The sequence below is a fragment of the Actinocrinis sp. genome (assembly GCF_035653575.1).
In the GTDB taxonomy this organism is placed as follows: Bacteria; Actinomycetota; Actinomycetes; order Streptomycetales; family Catenulisporaceae; genus Actinocrinis.
In genome coordinates this window covers 1-18,061 of sequence record NZ_DASRBQ010000128.1, presented here as the reverse complement: position 1 = coordinate 18,061, position 18,061 = coordinate 1, and the positions used below count along the sequence as shown (strand labels likewise).

The 18,061-nt window shown below is 66.6% G+C and carries 8 protein-coding genes; 3 read left to right on the top strand and 5 right to left on the bottom strand.

Annotated features, from left to right (window positions below):
- Nucleotides 1–193: 193 nt before the first annotated feature.
- Nucleotides 194–613 (top strand): universal stress protein, encoded by a 420-nt coding sequence (locus tag VFA06_RS18660; RefSeq protein WP_324841898.1) that lies wholly within the window; start codon nt 194–196, stop codon nt 611–613.
- 476 nt (nt 614–1,089) lie between these two features.
- Here the strand turns inward: VFA06_RS18660 and VFA06_RS18655 are convergent, their stop codons facing one another.
- From VFA06_RS18655 to VFA06_RS18645, 3 genes are read right to left on the bottom strand one after another with little or no spacing between them, the layout of a single operon-like run.
- Nucleotides 1,090–2,835, bottom strand: coding sequence for an AIPR family protein (locus tag VFA06_RS18655; RefSeq protein WP_324841897.1), 1,746 nt, complete (start codon nt 2,833–2,835; stop codon nt 1,090–1,092).
- A 23-nt stretch (nt 2,836–2,858) separates the two neighbouring features.
- Nucleotides 2,859–6,047 carry an ATP-binding protein gene (locus VFA06_RS18650; protein WP_324841896.1) on the bottom strand — a complete coding sequence of 1,063 codons (3,189 nt, stop codon included), beginning with the start codon at nt 6,045–6,047 and terminating at the stop codon, nt 2,859–2,861.
- The gene (locus tag VFA06_RS18645; RefSeq protein WP_324841895.1) at nt 6,044–6,736 is read right to left on the bottom strand and encodes a hypothetical protein; all 693 of its coding nucleotides are present in this window, start codon (nt 6,734–6,736) and stop codon (nt 6,044–6,046) included. Before VFA06_RS18645 ends, VFA06_RS18650 begins: the two co-directional genes overlap by 4 nt.
- Before the next feature lie 938 nt (nt 6,737–7,674).
- Between VFA06_RS18645 and VFA06_RS18640 the strand changes: the two genes are divergently transcribed.
- Nucleotides 7,675–8,040: a hypothetical protein gene (locus tag VFA06_RS18640; RefSeq protein WP_324841894.1), complete on the top strand. Its 366-nt coding sequence runs from the start codon at nt 7,675–7,677 to the stop codon at nt 8,038–8,040.
- Between the two features lie 897 nt (nt 8,041–8,937).
- On the opposite strand, the gene VFA06_RS18635 is transcribed toward VFA06_RS18640, so the two are convergent.
- Nucleotides 8,938–15,243, bottom strand: a complete 6,306-nt coding sequence (locus VFA06_RS18635) for an RHS repeat-associated core domain-containing protein (RefSeq protein ID WP_324841893.1) — start codon at nt 15,241–15,243, stop codon at nt 8,938–8,940.
- Nucleotides 15,244–15,756: 513 nt separating this feature from the next.
- Here VFA06_RS18635 and VFA06_RS18630 point away from each other — a divergent pair.
- A complete protein-coding gene (locus VFA06_RS18630) occupies nt 15,757–16,041 on the top strand; it encodes an integrase core domain-containing protein (protein WP_324841892.1) in 285 nt (94 codons plus the stop codon).
- Nucleotides 16,042–16,210: 169 nt separating this feature from the next.
- Here VFA06_RS18630 and VFA06_RS18625 read toward each other — a convergent pair whose 3' ends face one another.
- On the bottom strand, nt 16,211–17,776 hold the full coding sequence (locus VFA06_RS18625; RefSeq protein ID WP_324841891.1) for a hypothetical protein: 1,566 nt from the start codon (nt 17,774–17,776) through the stop codon (nt 16,211–16,213).
- Nucleotides 17,777–18,061 lie beyond the last annotated feature (285 nt).

Here is an 18,061-nt window from a genome sequence, read left to right as displayed (position 1 = left end):
TGACCGATCGCTGACCCGGCGCTGACGGAGCAGGGAGGCGGCCGGCACGGCCGGGAAGGTTGTGGATCACCCAATCCGAGATATCATTGCATAGTGCAATATAAGCGCCCCGAGCCTCGGCTTTAATAGAATGCGCCACCGATGCGGACAGACCGCCCACGTACGCGAGCTGCTTTCAGGCGACAACGGGACCGTGCGGCTCCGCAGACCCGTCCTGGTCGGCTACGACAAATCCGAAGCGAGCCGCCGCGCATTGCTGTACGCCGCAGGTCTCGCCCGCCGCATGCGCCGACAGCTACTGGTAGTCCACGTCGCACCGGCCTGCGCTGGCGAGGCGGTCGTCACCGCGTACCCGGCGCCGGGTGGTGCGCAAATGGCGCCGCTGCTGTGGCTGATCGACGAGGTCTCCAAGCTGGCGGATATCAACGACGTGAGCGTCTACCTCGCTCAGCTGTGCGGGCGACGAGGCCGCTCGCTCCATCACGTGGCCGCGTGGGTACACGCCGAGGCGCTCGTGCTCGGTGCCCCGCAGCATCGTTGGCATCAGGTGTTCGGTTCGCTTCCGGCTTGGCTGGTCCGCCGCGCCCGCTGCCCCGTCATCACCGTGCCGTAGCCGTAGCGCGCCAGATCCTCAGGACGGCCCTAACGCCATGTCCTGCGGCGCCTCGAGCCCCAGGGCGTCGTAGGCCGCTGCGAGCCGTGCAGTTCGCGGAGCCGATAGCTCAGCGACTCCCGGAAGCCGACGATCCGTCACGCAACGGTTGCAGTAACCGCCTCAATCCGGCGCAGTTCGTCGACAACCCTGGCCGTCCGCGTCTAACCATATGTAAAAAACGATCAAGAAGAGCCTGCCGGAGATTAACAGCAAGCGTGCGGGCGAAGCCGAGACCAGCCGTCCCGAGGCGGGTAGTTGATCAGCTAGGCGAAGCCGCCGTGCGCGAAATGATCGAGGCGCGGCGGGCCGGCGCGACGCCGAAGGACATAGCTAAGCAGTACGGGATAAGCGAGAGCAGTGTGAAGCGAATCTTGAGGGTGATGCATAGCGCGTAGACCACAAAGCGTTGCAGCGCTTTCCGACGCGGCGACGTTCTATTCCTCTTCGCCGGGCATCGGAGCAGGGAGACCCAGTTCTTTGCGCACGCTGTCGGCGAAGCGCTGCGTACGCACCATCTCACCAAGTGGTATTCCCCTCGCCGTCTCCCGCTCGACCACCTTCTTGATCCGCGCGAGGAGCTCACCCACGAGACCTTCGGCCTTCGACGCGTCCCACATGACGGTCAAGACGGCGTTGCAGGCCTTTTCAACGGCCTTCCTGTTGTTGCGCGGCAACGGATGCGGCCCACACAGCCGCATCATGACCGCCGCCAGAAGGTGATAGCGGACCGCGCTGTACTTCGTCTCGATCCGGCGATTGCGAATCAGCCATTCCACCCGGTAGTACGCCGCGGCCGCCGTGTAGTACGCGATCGGCTGCTGGTCTTGTCTGAACAGGCTGTCCTTACGGGCTTCAACCAACTGTTGGTAGCGGCCGACTCCGGACGGTTCGCCCAGGAACATCGCGGCGTATGCGCGGGTGAGCTGCGGGCGCGTGACGATTCGCGTCTTCTCGACGTCCTGACGCGAACTGTATTGCTTCGAGCGGCGCTCGTAGTAAAGCCGCCGCGGTGGCTCGTGCGCGACGAAGTAGTCCTCGAGATCTTTGTGGAACTGCTCGCGTGAGGTCAGGTCCTCCTCGCTGATCGCGGTTTGCAGATTCGTCGCCGCCACTATGCCGCCGATGACGTCTTCGTCCTGTGAGTGGACGACTCGCACATGCACCTGGATCTCTGGCGTGAGCTGATCCCGCAAGTCGAACAGTACATGGCAAGTCTGGCAGCCGTTGACGATCTGGAAGTCCTTGATATGGACCTCATCACCGACGACCCACATGTCGCGGGCCACGATGGTGATCCCGTTGTGCAGAACAGCGAAACGGCGACGACGATCCTCGTCGAGCAGGCTGTTCCTGATCTCGCCGTTGACGGTGTTGTAGCCCTGGAAGTCGCGGACGTTCTCGTGGAACAGGGTCTTGCGGATCCCGCCGCCTGCGTCGGTGAGCACATTCGTGACGAGGTCGGTGGCGGACAGCAGTCCGGTGCAGGCCTGCTCGACGCCCGGCGCCTTCGGCATGGCGAACTTCTTGACCATCGCGAAGCTCGCATTCACGGCTCCGGTCGCACGCTTTTCCAGCTTGATAAGCTCGCTGCGAGTGACACACGCGAACTCGACTTCGGCGAACCGCTCGAGCGCTGACAGCGACCGTTCTGCCGCACGCAACTTCTTCTCGACGAAGTCGGCGACCTGCTCGCCCGTCGTCACATACCTAACGCGCAATCGCGGCGGCTTGTCGGCGAACTTGGAAATCTCGGTGTAGAGGGCGCGGATCGATGTGCGCAGATCCACAACGTCGCCCGACGCCGGATATACGAGCGCTGCTGGAGCGAACACATGCCGGAGGTTGTCAGCAAGGTCGGAGATCACCTTCGCCTCGAAGCGGGGACTGGTCTTCGCCTGGACCACAATGAACTGCACGTCAAGCTGTTTTGCATTCTCCACGACGGCGAGCACCTCGGTGCTGTCGTGCAGCAGTTCGCCATTGACAAGAATGCCGAACACGTCGATGCCCAGATCGTTCTCACCTCCGGTGCGAAAAACGTCCGGATCGAACTCGCTTTCGTAGTAGCTGCTGAGCACGCAGAACCCGGCGAAGGCCTCGAAAGCCTCGTCCTGGCTGAGCCCGACGAGATCCCTCTCCTGCTGGAACCGCTCCGGCCTGCTCTGAATGACGAGATCCACCCGTCCTCCTCCCTCCTGCGGGCCTATGCTCTGGCGCGGGCCCGCATCAGCACTTCCTCGGCGCTCAGAGCGCTGGACGGGTGATGGCTCAGGCACATCGGCGCCACGATCTTCTGGAACGCAAGGCCCTCTCCCACGGCGTAGAACTGACCGGCGGTCAGGCGTGAGATATCCACGACGCCGCTCGCCTTCGCCGCCGCCAACTCCTTCGCAGCCTGGATGTGTGACAGGCTGTTGAGGAATCCGTAGAACTGCGCCGCCGCATTGCCGACGATGCGGTTGTGTATTCCGCGCGGCGACTGCGTGGCGAACACGAGGCCGAGCCCGTATTTGCGAGCCTGCGAGGCCAGGGCAAGGGTGCTGCCGGTGCACGCCGTCATCGCGCCGGAGGGCGCGAGGGTCTGCGCCTCGTCCATCACGTAGAGTCCGCCGAGCGGACGATCCCTCGCCGGATGCTGCTTGATCCAGGCGAACAGCGCCATTTGGAGCTGATTGACGAAGCTCTGGCGCTGTTCGTTGGTCGGCAGGCCGATGAAGCTGATCACCGAGATCCGCGCGCGCTTGCCTGCGGCAGGGGTGAAGAGTACCTCCGGATCGAGCGGTACGCCCGCGCCGCCGAACAGCGGGTCGTTGATCATCGCGGCACGCAGAGTCTGCGCGAGATCCGCGGCGATGTCCGGAGCCTTGGCCAGGCTCGAAATCCCGTCCGGCAGTTCGGCCATCAGATCGATGAGGTTGGCCAGGCTGCCGCCCCGACGGCCCAGATATTCCAGGGCCTCGCGCAAGACCGCGCGTCCTCGCTCAGCCTTGGCTGTCTCTCCGGATATGCGCGCACGCGGTGCGAGCGTGGCGACCGCGTTGTCGAGGGCGAGCCGAAACTCATCCGGATCATCGCGGACCGCGGCGAAGTCCGGCAAGGGCTGCAGGCTCAGCGGACGTCCCGCCTCGCGCCGTGGCGTCCAGACGACGACATCGGTGTTCGCGAGGTAGTCGGCGGCTTTCGCCGCATCGTCGACGTCCCATCCCCGCGGTGTTACGGGCCACGGATCGCCAAGGCGCGCGAGATCGTTGTTGGGATCGAGCACGATCGAGGATACGCCGAGCAGGGCGCATTCCTCCACGATGCGGCGGATCAGCACCGTCTTCCCCGAACCCGAGCCGGCGAAGATCGCCGTGTGCTTGCGCAGTGATTCCAACGACATGCGAACCGGAGCGCCGCGATCAACCGTGCGGCCGATCGGCAGAGCGCTGACATGAACCGGCTCGTCTGCGGGCGGTGCGCCGCGAGCAGGCGCCGGCCTGGAACTGTCATCCGCGCCGCCTCCCGCGGACGGGCGGTCCGGCGGCTGTACGTTCACGGCTGTGGCTCCCTGCGGCGGACCAAAGACAGCGGTCAGTAAGCCGGTCCGACTTGCTGGGCGACGAACGGCCAGCCAGTCGTCCAGGTCCGAGTCCTGCTCCTCCCTCATCTTGCCGAGCGCCGCGAAGACCTTCAGGTCCTCGGGATCGGCGTTGAGCACGACACCGCCCGCCTGTATGAAGTCCGCGACCATTTTGCTCATGGCCTTCCCGCTGGGCCAAGCGTCGCGGCGCACCACGTACGCCTTTCGCTTCGAAGAGTCCGGCCCGGATCCGGTCAGGCCTCTTATACGGTCGAGTCGCGCTTGAGCTGCCCGTGCGTTGACAGCGGAGATCGCCTTGAACGCCCAGCGCGCTTCGTCCTCGGTCTCCTCGTTGAGCGAGCGGTGCAGCCTCGCGTGGAATGAGCCTCGTTCGGCGGCGTCCGGCTCGACCCAGTACTGGTTGCCCGCCGGTCCCTGCTCGACTTTCCATGCATTGAGACCTTCGGCAAGGAGCCAGGACATGACCCTGTCCTCATGTTCGCGTTCGAACGCGCGAGTCGTGTCGGCCGTGCGGCACAGCCTCTCGAACTTGGCGTCCAACGCGGCGAAACCTTCACGCTCCGCGATCACTGGAGCGCTCTGCAATACCGCAGGTTGGACAGCAACACCGCCTGACACAGCCGTCTCAGACCCGACAGAGAGCCGCTCCAGCTCGACAAGCTCATCGCCTGCGAGGCAGTCCTCGATGTGCGCGGCCACACGCTTCAACAGGCCTCGCGGCGAGAAGAAAGGCGCGCTCGCGAACGCCTCTGGCCGAATCGGCCAGGTGGGGTATGGCGGTTCGAACTCGGCATTCTCGAACTGCGGCCGGAACCATGCCGCCACCAGCGCACGGCCCACCTCGGCGGAAGGGATCTGCCCAAGGCTCAGCTCCGAACGAAACCGGTCCGCGGCTGCTTCGGTGGACTTGCGCTTCAGCAGTCTCCACGTTTGATTCATGCACGCGACGATGATCAGCGTTCTGGGCATCGTCTGCCGCAGACTCATCAGACCGTCGCCGGCCCGTTCTAGGAGCCGAGCCTGCTGGACGGTTATCTCCCCTTCGTCATCGTAGGAGGCGTCCATCTCGGAGACCAGCGTGTCGATCTGATCGACAGCCAGCAGCGTCGGGCCGGTAAGTGACATGAGCCGCGAGATCTCGGCGGCGACCTCGTGGGCCGACTTCCCAAGGCGTCTTACTCCCCAATGCGCCCAGTCCGCGGCGTCGTCCTCGCGTGCCATCAAATAGCGCTCCGCGAGGTCCTGTGCATCGAAGTCCTGGGCGCGATACAACGCGAGGGCGCGAGCGGTGTCTTGACACGCGCCACCAATCCGGCTGTCCATGCGCCGCAGGTCCCGGATGAACTGCGCAAGCGCCAACGGTGTGAGCGGCTCCCGACCTGTAATCTGTTCGCGGACGTCCGGCTCGGTACCGGCTTGGCGACAGAGCCGCTCCAGCAGCAGGGTCAGCTGATCCGTGCGCGGGTCCTCGCGGCGCAGCCCGTCCAGCAGCGACACCACGATGCTCCGCCAGAACTCAGGGTTCTTCTCAAGATCGACGAGAATGAAATAGCCGTCTTTACGCTGAACCTGCTCACGTGCCCAGCTCAGCATGTGCGTCTTCCCGGCACCGTGTTGGCCGATGAGAGGGATGCCCAGAGGGTTACGACGCGGACTGCGAGCGATCTCGTCGATGCCGGCGAGGATAACCGTGGCCGCCCGCCTGTTGAGTTCTTCGACGTGCGCGGAGTTGGATACCCAGACATCGTCGTGTGTTGGCGCCCAGTCGAATTTGAGCGCGGCAAGGCCGCGCCGCTCAGCGTCCCTCACGATCTGCCGATCGTGAGCAGATGCCTTGCCTCACCGCCGACGGTGATCGCCGCGTGCCAGTCGGCATCCGACAGCATGCTCTGCTTCGGCTCAGGCTCCAGATAGACGCCGGGCATCAGAACGAGCTGCAACAGCGCGGCATCGACCTCTTCACGCGAGATGTCCGCCAAGTGCTGACGGAGCAGCCGCAAGAGCACAGGAGACCCCGGCTCCTTCGCAAGGTCCGCATAGACGGTCCGGATGCGCTGTTCGACGTCCTGGCGTTGCGGCGCGTCGCCCACGCCCGCAACGGTAAGGAGGTCCTCCAGGCCGAGCTCCAACCGGGTCATCAGCCGATCCATATGGTTCAAATACGCGTACAGGATGCGATACGGCTTTCCCGCCTTCTCCGGCGGCGCTTCACGCAGTTCTTCGCGGCCTCGGCGCCAGCCCTGCTCGGTGAGTTCGTGCACGTACGGACGACCCGGCCGGCCGCTGTCACGCCGGCAAGTGACATAGCCGTGCTTCTCCAGCCGTGATCGCGACTCTCGATCGATCGTGACGCCGTACGCAGCGTGCAGGTCGGCATTCGAGGCCTCATGCACCAGAGACATCAAGGATAGAAGCGCGACCTTGTCCGCAAGACCGAGCTGGACGTTGGCCATGACAAGGACCTCCGAGAGGGCAAAGTGGCCGGCAATTCGGAACACGCAGCAGACTCCTGATAACCGACCGCGCCGAGTACCCAGTCCGCCATGGTCATCGTGCCAGAGCCGCCCGCCGACGTCAGGAGACTTCTGCAAATTGTCCGACATCGGACCGCGAACTCGAATGCTGAGGCGTACAGAGCGCGATCTCGATCGGGGCTGATGCCGTGTAGATCACGAGGCAGGACGAGCCGCGCCCTACTGGCGATCACGCGTCGCTCCCGATTGACGTCGGACAGGAGCTACGACCTGACTCAGTTGACACTGTCCGAGCGCTGATCACAGCTGCACCGAGCGGCGGTCTTCTTCCGCCAATCTCGCTCGCGTGCCCGGCACGCTCTGGCGCGATGGTCGGCACAGCCGGGGCCGCCTCGATAAATCGGCAGCGACTTCCACGGGACGTGACGCCTCGTGGGGCCACTGGTCCGAATCCGCCTTGGGCTTGTCACGAACGGACGTGGGGCGCGGCCCTACGATGGTCTGACGCGTAGCTATGCAGCAGCGTCTGGCTTTATTCGCACGGTCGAAAGCTGACGCCCTTCAACACGACGACGTCGGCCATCGCATGACTGTAGCGTCCGCGAGTTCGGCGGGGAGATCAGTCGCCGGCGCACCATCGCGGACATGCGTGCTTCCCCCTCCGTGTCCGGCCGGGTGTATAGCGGGGCCCTGACTTTGAGGCGGCCATGGCCTCGGAAGATCATGCTGGTTCTCGAAGCCACATGACCAGCGAAGAGGACCGTGCCCGCCGCTGCATCCTCCCTCGTCCCGCCCGCGTTTGACCAACTACGCGACGCCGCTCCGATCCCAGCGCCCGATGCCCGGGCTGTTGGAGTGCCTGCCGCTGTCCCCGATCCGCGTTCGCCGCGTGGTATGCGCCACGACCTTATCTATCTATCGGTCGTTGCCGCGGCGGCGGTGCTGGCGGCGCCGGTTCGCTGATGGTGGTCGGCGAATGGATCGCCGATGCGCCGACCACCACGCTGGTCGCGCTCGGCAGACGAGTGGACGTGCTGACCGGGCGCCGCCCGGTCGCCGACGAGGCCATCATCCGCAGGCCGCTGGCCCGAATCGATGCCGACGCCCTGGACCGGGCCGTGGGCCGGTGGCTGGGTGCGCGCCGCCGCGAGCCCGCCGCGGCACTACGGTTCGGTGCTTGCACCCGACGTGCTGTTCACCAAAGCCTTGCCCGAGACGGCCAAGACAGTGACTACCGGATCATCGGCGTGGACCCTGCCACCCTCGCCCTGCCAGGTCAGCCCCGCGCCCGCGAACAGGTTCAAGCAGCGAGCGCTTCCGTCACCTGAAGCAGGCTCAGGATCCTCCAACGGGTTCACGAATCGAGCACTTCCCCGCATCAAAGAGTTCACCGGACAAACAAGACCATTCAACCCACCCGAAGACGAACCTACGACGACACACGCCACGACTCCGACCTGCACCAACCGTACTCAACCGGCGTTGAACCAGCGCCAACCACGCCCAAATGCGCTCGTAGAGGGAGCGCCTCTGCGTCAGATCTGTGTTCATATATAGGGGTTCATTTATCGGCTCCCAGTAATTCACCCTGAGCAGCTGCTATCACGGTGTGGCACGACACAGTCACACGCAATCCAAACAGTTCAGCGCAGTTGACCGCGCCGCCTGCTCCCCGATTCGCTCCCCGCCATGGGCGAAGAACAGCACTGGCGACCGCCGCACCGCTCCCCGCTCCCTTCGGCTCCCCTGCACTGCGGCCGGGACTCCGGCCTTGCGGCAGAGCATGGGATGACGTTGTTGTCGAAGTAGGCCACAAGACGCGGCAGGCGCGCCCACATCCATACGATCAACCGCCGCAGCCCAAGCGACGCACATGGTCCTTGTTCAAGTGGACGGGTCTTGCGTTTCCAGCTCCTGTAAAGCGGCCCGCCGCCCGACTTCCAGCGGGTCCGCGGAGGTCAGTCCACGGATCGGGTGCCCCCCGAAGGGGCACCCGGTCGCTCACTGCTGCTTTCGACCGTCGGCACCGCGGCCGCGTTTCGGAAGCTTGTCCCAGATGCTGACACTGAGACTCCCGAGCACAGCCACCGGGGCTAGCGTCCATGGCAGATGGAGCACGTAATGCGCTATGACCGCAATGAGGGAAACCAGACCCACGGCTATGATGAGCCGCACCCTCCAGGGCAACGCTCTGAGACGTCTTAGGCTTGCCGTCATTCTCTCCTTTAGAAGAGGGCTGCGAGGATGACGCCGACTACGATAGAGATACCTATGGCGCACGGGTTTATTTTCCCTGTGGTCGAGTAGTCATACCAAGCCGTTGCAGCGCCGGCCCCAACGCCATTCGCCACGAAGGAACGGGCCCCCCAGCTCTTACCCCACGTGACCCACAATTTGGCCGTGAACCCAATCCAGCCGCCAACTATCCCCCCACCGAAGAGGCCCATTTGTTCAGAAACCCCGTGATCGGGAGCGATATGGGTAATTGTGTAGTCGCGGCAGACGTTTCGGCCGGTGAGGTCGTTTTTGCCGAATGGGTCGCCAAAGACATAGGCGTAGTTGTTGGCACAGCCGCCTTCGATGGGGTCGACGCTGAGGAAGCGTCCTTCCGCTGCCTCATACGGCCGGGCACCCATGATGGTGATGCCGGTGGCGGTGTCGGTGAGTTTGTTGTTGCTGCCGAATGCGCCGAGGACGTTGCCGCCGGCTGCGTTGGTGAGCGTCTGGCTGCCGGTGACACGCTGGCCCCAAGGGTCGTAGGCGACTGGGTTGTTGAGCGGGCTGCCGGTGTTGTCCGTGGTGACCGTGACGTTGCCGTGCAGGTCCGGGTAGGACCACACTGTGCCGCTGCTCTGGACGGTGGCGAGGGCGCCGCCGGGCAGGGGGACGAGTTGCTGCAGGACGTTGCCGGAGCCGTCTAGGGTGGCGACGGCGCTGTCGCTGAACCCTGAGTAGGCGTAGCGCACGGTGGTGCTGCCGGCGGTGTGCGAGACGACCCGGTCCAGGGCGTCGTAGCTGTAGCCGGTGGTACTGCCGCCGGAAGGCGTCGCGCCGGTCAGCCGGTCGGCAGCGTCCCAGGCCAGAGTGGTGCCGTTGTCGTTGGTCTGGTTGCCGTGCCCGTCGTAGGCGTACTGGGTGCTGGTAGCGGCACCGGTGGTGGAGGACACGAGCTGGTCGGCGCTGTTGTAGCAGTAGCCGGTCGTGTTCGCGGTGCCACCGGTCGGCGTTATCGTCACGCTGGTGCGGTTGGTGTTGCCGCCCTGGTTCGGGTTGGTGCAACTGGAGTTGGCGCCGTACCCGTAACTGGCGCTGGATCCGGGCAGGTAGGCGGTGATGAGCCGCCCCGCGCCGTCGTAGGTATAGGTGGTCGAGGTGGCTCCGGCCGGGTTCGGGTTGGTCAGCGTGCCGTTGCTGTCCACCAGTTCGCTGGTGGTGCGCTTGCCCGGGGAGAAGGTGGTCTGGTCTCCGGCGACGAGAGCGCCGCTGGTTGTGTTGGTGAACACCAGGCTGTTCTGGTTGCCGAAGCCGTCGTAGCCGATGGTCCCGGTTGTTCCGTTGCCGTAGGTGACGCTGGCCAGACGGCCGGTACCGCCGTCGTAGTGCGTGGTGGCCAGCAGGTTGCCGCCGACCGTGACGGTGGCCAGGGTACCGGTGTTCGGGTCGTAGGTGTTGCTGATCGCGCCCTGCGGACCCGCCGTTGCGGTCGGTTGTCCAGCCTGGTTGAAGGTGATGGTGCTGGTCTTGCCGTTAGCGTCCGTGTAGCTAGCCAGACGGCCGAGCAGGTCGACGGTGGTGGTGATGGTGCCAGCGGGATCGGTAACGCTGGAAACCAGCGGGTTGCCGCCGACACCGTAGGCATAGGTGGCGGTGCGCGCAGGCGCACCGTTGAACGCCGGCCAGGACTGGCTGGTCATCCGTCCGTTCGCGTCGTAGCTGGTGCACATCCACGGCACGGTGCTGATGCTGGTCGACGGTCCGACCCGCCAACCGGCCTTGCGTCCGGCGGCGTCGTAGACGAAGTCCTGCTCCCGGGCCGGCTGGCCGGTGGCCGGGGCCGGGTCGACCTGGGTGCGCAGCTGCCCGCCCTGCGGGGTGTTGGCGTCGATTCCGCACACCGCAGCCAGGGGCCCTGCCGTACCGGAGTAGTAGGTGTAGGAGGTGTAAACGCTGTTCGGGTCGCCGGCTGGCAGGGTGCGGCGCGTCTTGCGCAGGTAGGTCGTGCTGCTGGGCTGCTCGTACATTGTGCGGGTGGTCAGCGCCGTGCTGGTGCCGGCCCCCACCGTGGTCGCGGTGGGCAGCCCGTACTGCGGCCCGATGATGCTGTCGGAGTAGCTGGTGGTGGTGGCCATTCCGTCCGGATCGGTGGTGCTCGTCTTGAGCAGGTAGCCGGGGTCGAGCAGGCTGGTGGTCACGACCGCGGCAGTGCCCGCAGGCGGCGTCAGCAGGACGGCGAACTCGTTGGCCAGCGTCGCAGAACCCTGGAAGTCCACCTGAACGGTGTGGACGCCGGCGGCGAACTGGGTGCTGGTGCCGGTAGTCGTGCGGGTTGTGCCGGGGGCGAAGCCGGCCACGTCCGTGCCGTCATGGACCTGCGGAACCCCGTCAACCGTCACGGTGACGGCCTGGCTGCTGGCGACGCCGAAGGTGTAGGCGCCAGCGGTGGCCAGACTGACCGTTCCGGTCAGCCGCAGGCTCCACTGCCCGGACGCGCCGGAGGCGACCGGCGGGGTGCCAGCGTCCCAGTGCGCGCACAGCCGGCCGCTGGTCGCCCCGCACAGGGCCACGGTCTGTGTGCCGCCGGGGCCGAAGCTGTGCAAGACCGCCGGACCGGCGGCCTGCCCGTTGGACCAGAAGCTGGCGGCCAGGCCGGCCAGTCCCTCGTCATACCCGGTGTGGGTGTGCGGGATGGCCGAGACGCCGCAGCCTGTCGTGCCCTGCGGGTTGTTCACCGGCAGGTACCCGACGACCGGAGCCGCTGGCGTGACCCCAGTCGGCCAGCCACCGCTGAAACAGGCCAGCGGCGCGGGCCCGTAGGTGTCGGTGACGTTGCCGTGCACGTCGTACATCGTGCTGGTCTGCAGGCCCGCCGGTGTGGCGGTGACCACCGCCTGGTCACTGCCGCAAGTATCCGTGCAGCTGTTGCCGGGCGCGGTGGTGTTGGCCCACACGGTCGTGGTGGTGTGCCCGGCCGAGTCGGTCTGACCGGTGATCCGGCCCTGGGCGTCGAAGGAGGTCCGCGACGCGTAGCCAGAGGCGGGTGTGAATCCGGCGATCGACATGTCGGTGTGGTCGGAGGCGTAGGTGTAGGTGCGGGCCGGCCGGGCAGCGCCGGTCGTCGGCGCGGGCTGTATGATCGTGGCGACCCGGCCGCTGCTGTCGTAGCAGATCTGCGTGTCCACCGGGGTTACCGACAGGCCCGTCGTGCCCGACGGGCAGGCGACCGCGGTGCCGACCACACCGCCAGCGGCGACGTAGTCACCGGCCAACGCGTCGCGGATGTCGGCCAGCCGGTTGTCGCTGTCGTAGGCCAGCACACTGGTCTTGCCCATCGCGTTGGTCACCGACGTGAGTTGACCGTTGCCGTTGTAGCCGAACGTCATCGCGGTGCCGTCCCAGAACGCGACCTTGCACAGCATGCCCGCGGGCGCCGGGTTGGTGGCCGGGCAGGCCGCGTCGCCGCCGTAGGACAGGCCGATCGACCGGTTGGAGACCGGATCGGTGATGCTGCGCAGCAGCGCCGGGGTGCCCGAGTACGTGTATTGCAGCGCCGCCGGGTGCGTGTCATCGGTGGCGCTGGTCATCGAGGCCAGGCTGCCGTCGGGGTTGAACGTGTACAGGTAGTTGTCCGACGTCGACAGCTGCAGCCGCCCGTTGCCGTCGACGTTGAGCGCGTCGTTGTCACCGGGCTGCGCCTGGTAGTACCCCGGCGCCTGCCGCGTGAACACCGCCGTCTGACCGGCGGTCCCCTGCAGCACCACCTGGCTGCCCTCGTCATCGGCGTGGATCCACTGTGCCGAGACCGGGTTCGCCAGCAGGCTCCAGCCCGCCGGGACGCCGGTCGCGGTCGGCGTCAGCCAACTGCTGGGCACCACGAACTGGGCCGCGGTCCCGCTGGCGGGAGCTGTGTTCTGCGCCCACAGCTGGACGGTGTCCGTCGCACCCGACGTGCCCAGAACCCAGCTGTCGACCTCGACCTGATACACCTGCGAACCGGCGACCGTGGCCGTCCCATACGACGGGGCCGTGGTGCCGGCCGCACCGTTCCAATCGTCATACGTGGCTGTGGCCGACCCGTTGAGGAAGACACGCATGCCGCCGCTGGTCGAGCCGCCCAGCTGCCACGTCCCGGCCGGCAGGCTCAATGCGCCGGTCCAGCGGACCATGAACGGCGTCGCAGCACCGTTGCTACTGGACGTCTTCAGACCACCGATCGGAGGGCTCTTCCACGTCGCGTCGACCGTGGCGTCAACCCGTTGTCCAGCCAGCGTGCCGGTGAACGTGTGGGCCCCGCTATCGGGGTAGTACTGGCCGGTGAGGCCGTAGTTGCCGCCCTTGGAGATGGAGGACTGCGCCGAGTTGTAGCTGAGCGCCAACCCGGCCGATCCCGACACGGTCTGCATGCTCGGCGTCCCGAGCACCAGGCTGAGGTTCCCGGTAAGCAGGTTCACGGTCTCGGAAGCCGTGGGCACGCCTGGTGACGGCGCGCCCTTGGACGGAGCGGTCGTGCCAGCCGGCGGCGCACCGACGTCGTCCGTCGGTGCCGGTCCGCCGTCGCCGAGGCGCTGCTTCACCGTGAACCGGATCGTGGGGCTCGACGTGGGCTTGAGGTTCCCGGTGTAGATCGGGTCACCCGTGTAGATCGGCTCGAAGGAAGTAAGAACGCTCACATAATAAGTGAGGCCGTCGTGCAGGCTGCCCGCCGGGACCGTCCACTTGTATGGGTCCGTGCCGCTCGTGCTGTACCCGTCGAGCCAGCCGGAGTCGACGACCGTGCCGGTGCCGTCCGCGGCCGTCGAGATCTTGAAGTCGTACCAGTCGGAGTTCTCGCAGTTGACGCCGGAGGTTTGGCAGACGGCCGGGTCCAGGTGGGTTGCCGGGGCGACCAGCTGCGGCGTGGTCGATGACACGACGCTCCCGTTGGCGGGCGAGGATACAGTCGTCGGATTGGGCTGCTCCCCGAACACGGCGATGAAGTACGCGCTGCTAGCGTTGAAGGTGGCTAGGCCCGTGCCGTTGGGGCCGGCCACGGCGCTGGGCGTGCCCAGCCCGAACCACCAGCCGTCGGTCCGGCTCGCCACGTACGACCACGATGGCATCCCGGGGAAGGTGACGATCCCGGCGGCCGACGTCGGCCCCGCGATGACTGCGAGCGGCTGGCCGCCGGGAATTGCGGAGAACGTCGACTGCCCGGAGAGGCCGAACTCCGGCACATTGGTCAGCTGGCTGTCACTGGTCACCTGCATCCAGATCTCGGCGAACTGCCACGGCTGGTCGCCCGCCGGCGTGGCCGGCGTGGCCGGGGCCGGGACGTACACCTCGGGACGCCAGTTGACGCCGGCGGTGTCCTGTCCGAGTTGCATGACACCGGTCAACGTCTGGCCGGTGTCGCTGACGCTGGAGACCTGCCAGCCGCTGGCCGGTGACAGCTCGCTGAACGTCGGGTCGATCACCACCGGGAACGCCGAGGCCGGCAGCTTGGAAAGCCAGTCCGGCGACACCGACACCTGCACCACATCGCCGGACACGCTCATGCGGACCTTGGAGACGGCCGTCTTGTCCAGCGCGGACTTCTTCGAGGTGACGCTCAGCGTCGGCGCCGGGATGGCGCCCAGCTTCGCACCGCCGGCGACTACATCCAGGCCGCCCGACTTGTTCGGTGTCGCCGTCGCACCCGACAGCCTGAACGAGAAGCTCGACGGCGCGCCGGGGCCCTTGAGGACCAGATCCTCCTTGACGCCGGTGGCGGAGACGTGCTCGGCGATGTTGACCTGCGGCCAGACGCCGACGTAGGTGGCCGAGTCCCCGGATACCGACGGGGCAAGCTTCGCGTCACCGACCCCCTGCGGGGTGACCCCGAACGTGTGCCCGCCTGCCGTGAACCGCACGGCGCCGTCCTGGCCGCCGGCCGGACCGAACGCCACCGACCAATCGTTCGCCCCAGACCGCCACCAGCCGGGCTGAGATGCCACCGGTGCAAGGTTCGAGTCGATCGGCGACCAGGATCCGGCCGCGGTCTTGTAGAACTGGGGCGTGAGGTAGTAGCGGACAGATAGGCTGCCGTCGGCGTTGCGCCACGTCGAGGTAGTGGCCGTCCGCTTGGCCACGATTTCCGCCACGGGGGTGGGCAGTTGCTTCGCCTTGCGCGACGACACTCCCGCCACTCCCGCCGCGCGCTGGCCCGGCACCGTCAGGGCCGGCTTGACCAGCGCGGCCGACTTCGGCAACGCACCGGCCTTGGCCGACGCGTTGTGCTTCGCACCGCCCGCCATCGACGTCCACGTGACCAACCCAGCGATCAACGAGAAGACCACGACGATGGGGATCGCACGGCTCCGCCACGTGGGTACGCGGAGTCGCCAGCGCGCCATCCTGGCCGGCACCGGAACCCGGCGCCGCGGCATCTTCGCCAGCTGAACGCGACGACGCAGACGGATCCTGGACATGCGCACCCCCCGTGTATTGAGACAGCAACCCGCCACGCCGCCAGCATCCCTACCAGCGGGTAACGTAGATAATGTGACCACCGATAGAGCCACCGGTGAAGAGCCCTTATATAACGAATGAGTAACGGATGCCGGAATGGAGTCCGGATTCTGACATCCGGAAACGGACCCTCCGCGCTGGGGCGCTCAGCTTGACTCAGCCTTAGATCTTGGTGATTCTCGGCGCAGCGGCGTGACTACCGGGCATTCTCCGAGCTGATTCGCTGGCCATCGCAGTTAACGGAGGCGCTCGTTGTCCCTCCATCCCCGCTGCAGTGAGCAGGCCCCATCTTTGATGGCGCAGGTCACGCAGCCGGGCAATCCGCGCGGTACCACGGCGATGTGGGTGCAAGACCGGCACGGCGCATCACCTCGGTCTGCGAAGCCGAAGACATCCAGATCCTACACAGCCCGGTCCGCGCACCCCGCGCGAACGCCATCGGCGAACGCGTGATCGGCACCATCCGCCGACAATTGCTCGACAAGGCCCTCATCCTGCACGAAGACCACGCGCGGCGCGTGCTGACCGAGTGGCTGCACCACTACGCGCACGGCAGACCACATCGCAGCCTCGGGCAACTGACCCAGACCAAGCCGAGCACGCACCACCCGTACCGATCAACCTGACCGAACACCGCGTCCGCCGACAGCCGATCCTCGGCAGCATCAGCCACGAGTATTGGATCGCCACAGCAGCCTGACACGGCCAGCACGACAAAGAACGACCAGCCCACGCAACGCGCATCGTATAACCGAGGCTCACAGGTTGGTCGGCGCCCAGCGCGGCGGCCCTACGTCACGCCTGGTCGGACGCGCCTCCCCAGGCACGGGTGGCGCCGAGAATCCGTGCCTGCTGCTCGGCATCTGCCTGCGCGGCCAGCTTCGCAGCAAATACCGATTCGCCCAAGTACCCTCGCAGTGCGGTGAGCAGATATTCGTCGAGCGGGTCGTGGTAATCGCTCCCGTCCTCGTCGGGACGACACAGGTTGCGGATCACCAGCGAGGTCGCCTCGTCGATGTCCTTCTCGTCGCGCGCGAGCAGCATGGCGAGGGCGTGCCTGGTCGCCCGGGGCCCGTAGTCGGAGTGCTCGAGCGCGTTCACCGGCCACAGGCTCGATGCCTGTCGCAGCCAGCGTTCCCGCAGCGCTCCAGGCCCGCGGTCGTCCGCGATCTTGGCCAGGACCTGGTGGATCGCTGCGGCGAGGTCGGGAAGCGCGGGGCGACGGGCCATAGCGTCGGCGGCGATCGCTTCCAGGCCCTGCCACCAGGCGGGGTCGACCGCCGCGCGCTCCTCGGCTATTTCCTTCAGCCCGTCGAGTTCGTCGTACCAGCCTGCGGTGCCCGGGGTCAGGTGCCTTAGCGCCGTAGCCTGCCAGTGTTCTGCCTTGTTGTGATCCGATGCCTCTGAGGCCGCCGTGGCCAACAGGCTTGCGGCCATCGCGGCGATCTCGGCCACGTCCGGTTCGCCCGTGACTGCTGTGGCGTATACGTGCTGAGCGCGCTCCTCGCCCTCGGTGGCACGGCCCTGCGCGAACTCGAACATGGCCTCCATCAGGCCGAGCATAAGTTGCTTGCCCTCGTTCCCGGCCTCGATGACCGCCTTGAGCCATGCCAGATGCTGCGCGGCTTCCTCGAACCGCTCGGCGCCAAGCGCCTCGTTGTACTGCAGCACTATCGCGGTTTCGACGGCGTCCGCGTCCCCGACGTCACGGCTCGCCCTGAGCAGCGGCCCGGCGAATCCGGATCCGACCGGGCCGCGTCGGCGGCCCCTGATCTGCTGCCGGGCCTGGAGTACCCGGGCGATCAATCCCGGCGCATCCGACCTGCGCGCGATCGCTTCTGCCTCCTGCGCCATCTCATCGAGATCGTCGAGCTCGCCATTGCCCATCGGCTCGTCAATCTTGAGTACCGTGTCGATTCCGCTGAGCAGTACGTCGCACCTCAGCAGAGGCTGGTCGCATGCCTCTGAGGCATCCATCGCCTCGCTGAACAGTTCCCCGGCGGCATCCCAGTCGTCGCGTTCGGCCGCGCATTGCGCCATCAGCAGTTTCCCCATGCAGGCGATCTGAGGATAGTCGCCCTGTTCGGTAACGCGGAGCATATCCTCCGCGTACGTCGCGGCCGCCGCCGGATCGCCCTCGGCCAGCAGCGTTTGGCCGATTATGTACTGCGCGAAGGATTTCACCCCCGGATCAGCGGGCAGTGTGTCGCCCACCTTGTCCAGCCAGTCCCGTGCACGCGGGTCCTCCATCGCCGTGCAGATGAAGGCGCAGAGCGCTGCGGCGACCCTGGCCTGGTCGTCGGCCGCAGTGCCGATTCCGCAGGCGTACGCCGCGCCGAAATCGCGCAGCGCGGTGTCCACCTGGCCGCTCAGCATGGCGATCTGGCCCAGCACGGTTCGGCATCGGGTCTCGCTGACCCGGTCACCGACCGCCCGAGCCGAGGTCACACCGGCTCGGCAAAGCTCTCCGGCTCGGGACGTATCGCCTTGGAGCAGGACGATGGTCGCGTTTAGAGCGTAGATCGGTGGAAGCTGGCCGGGCACGAGGGTGCGGTCGGCCGCCTCCCGGGTCCGGTCCATGAGTGCGGCGGCCTCGTCGAGCCGGCCGCGCTCCAGCACCGCGGCGGCGCACAAGGCGAGGCAACC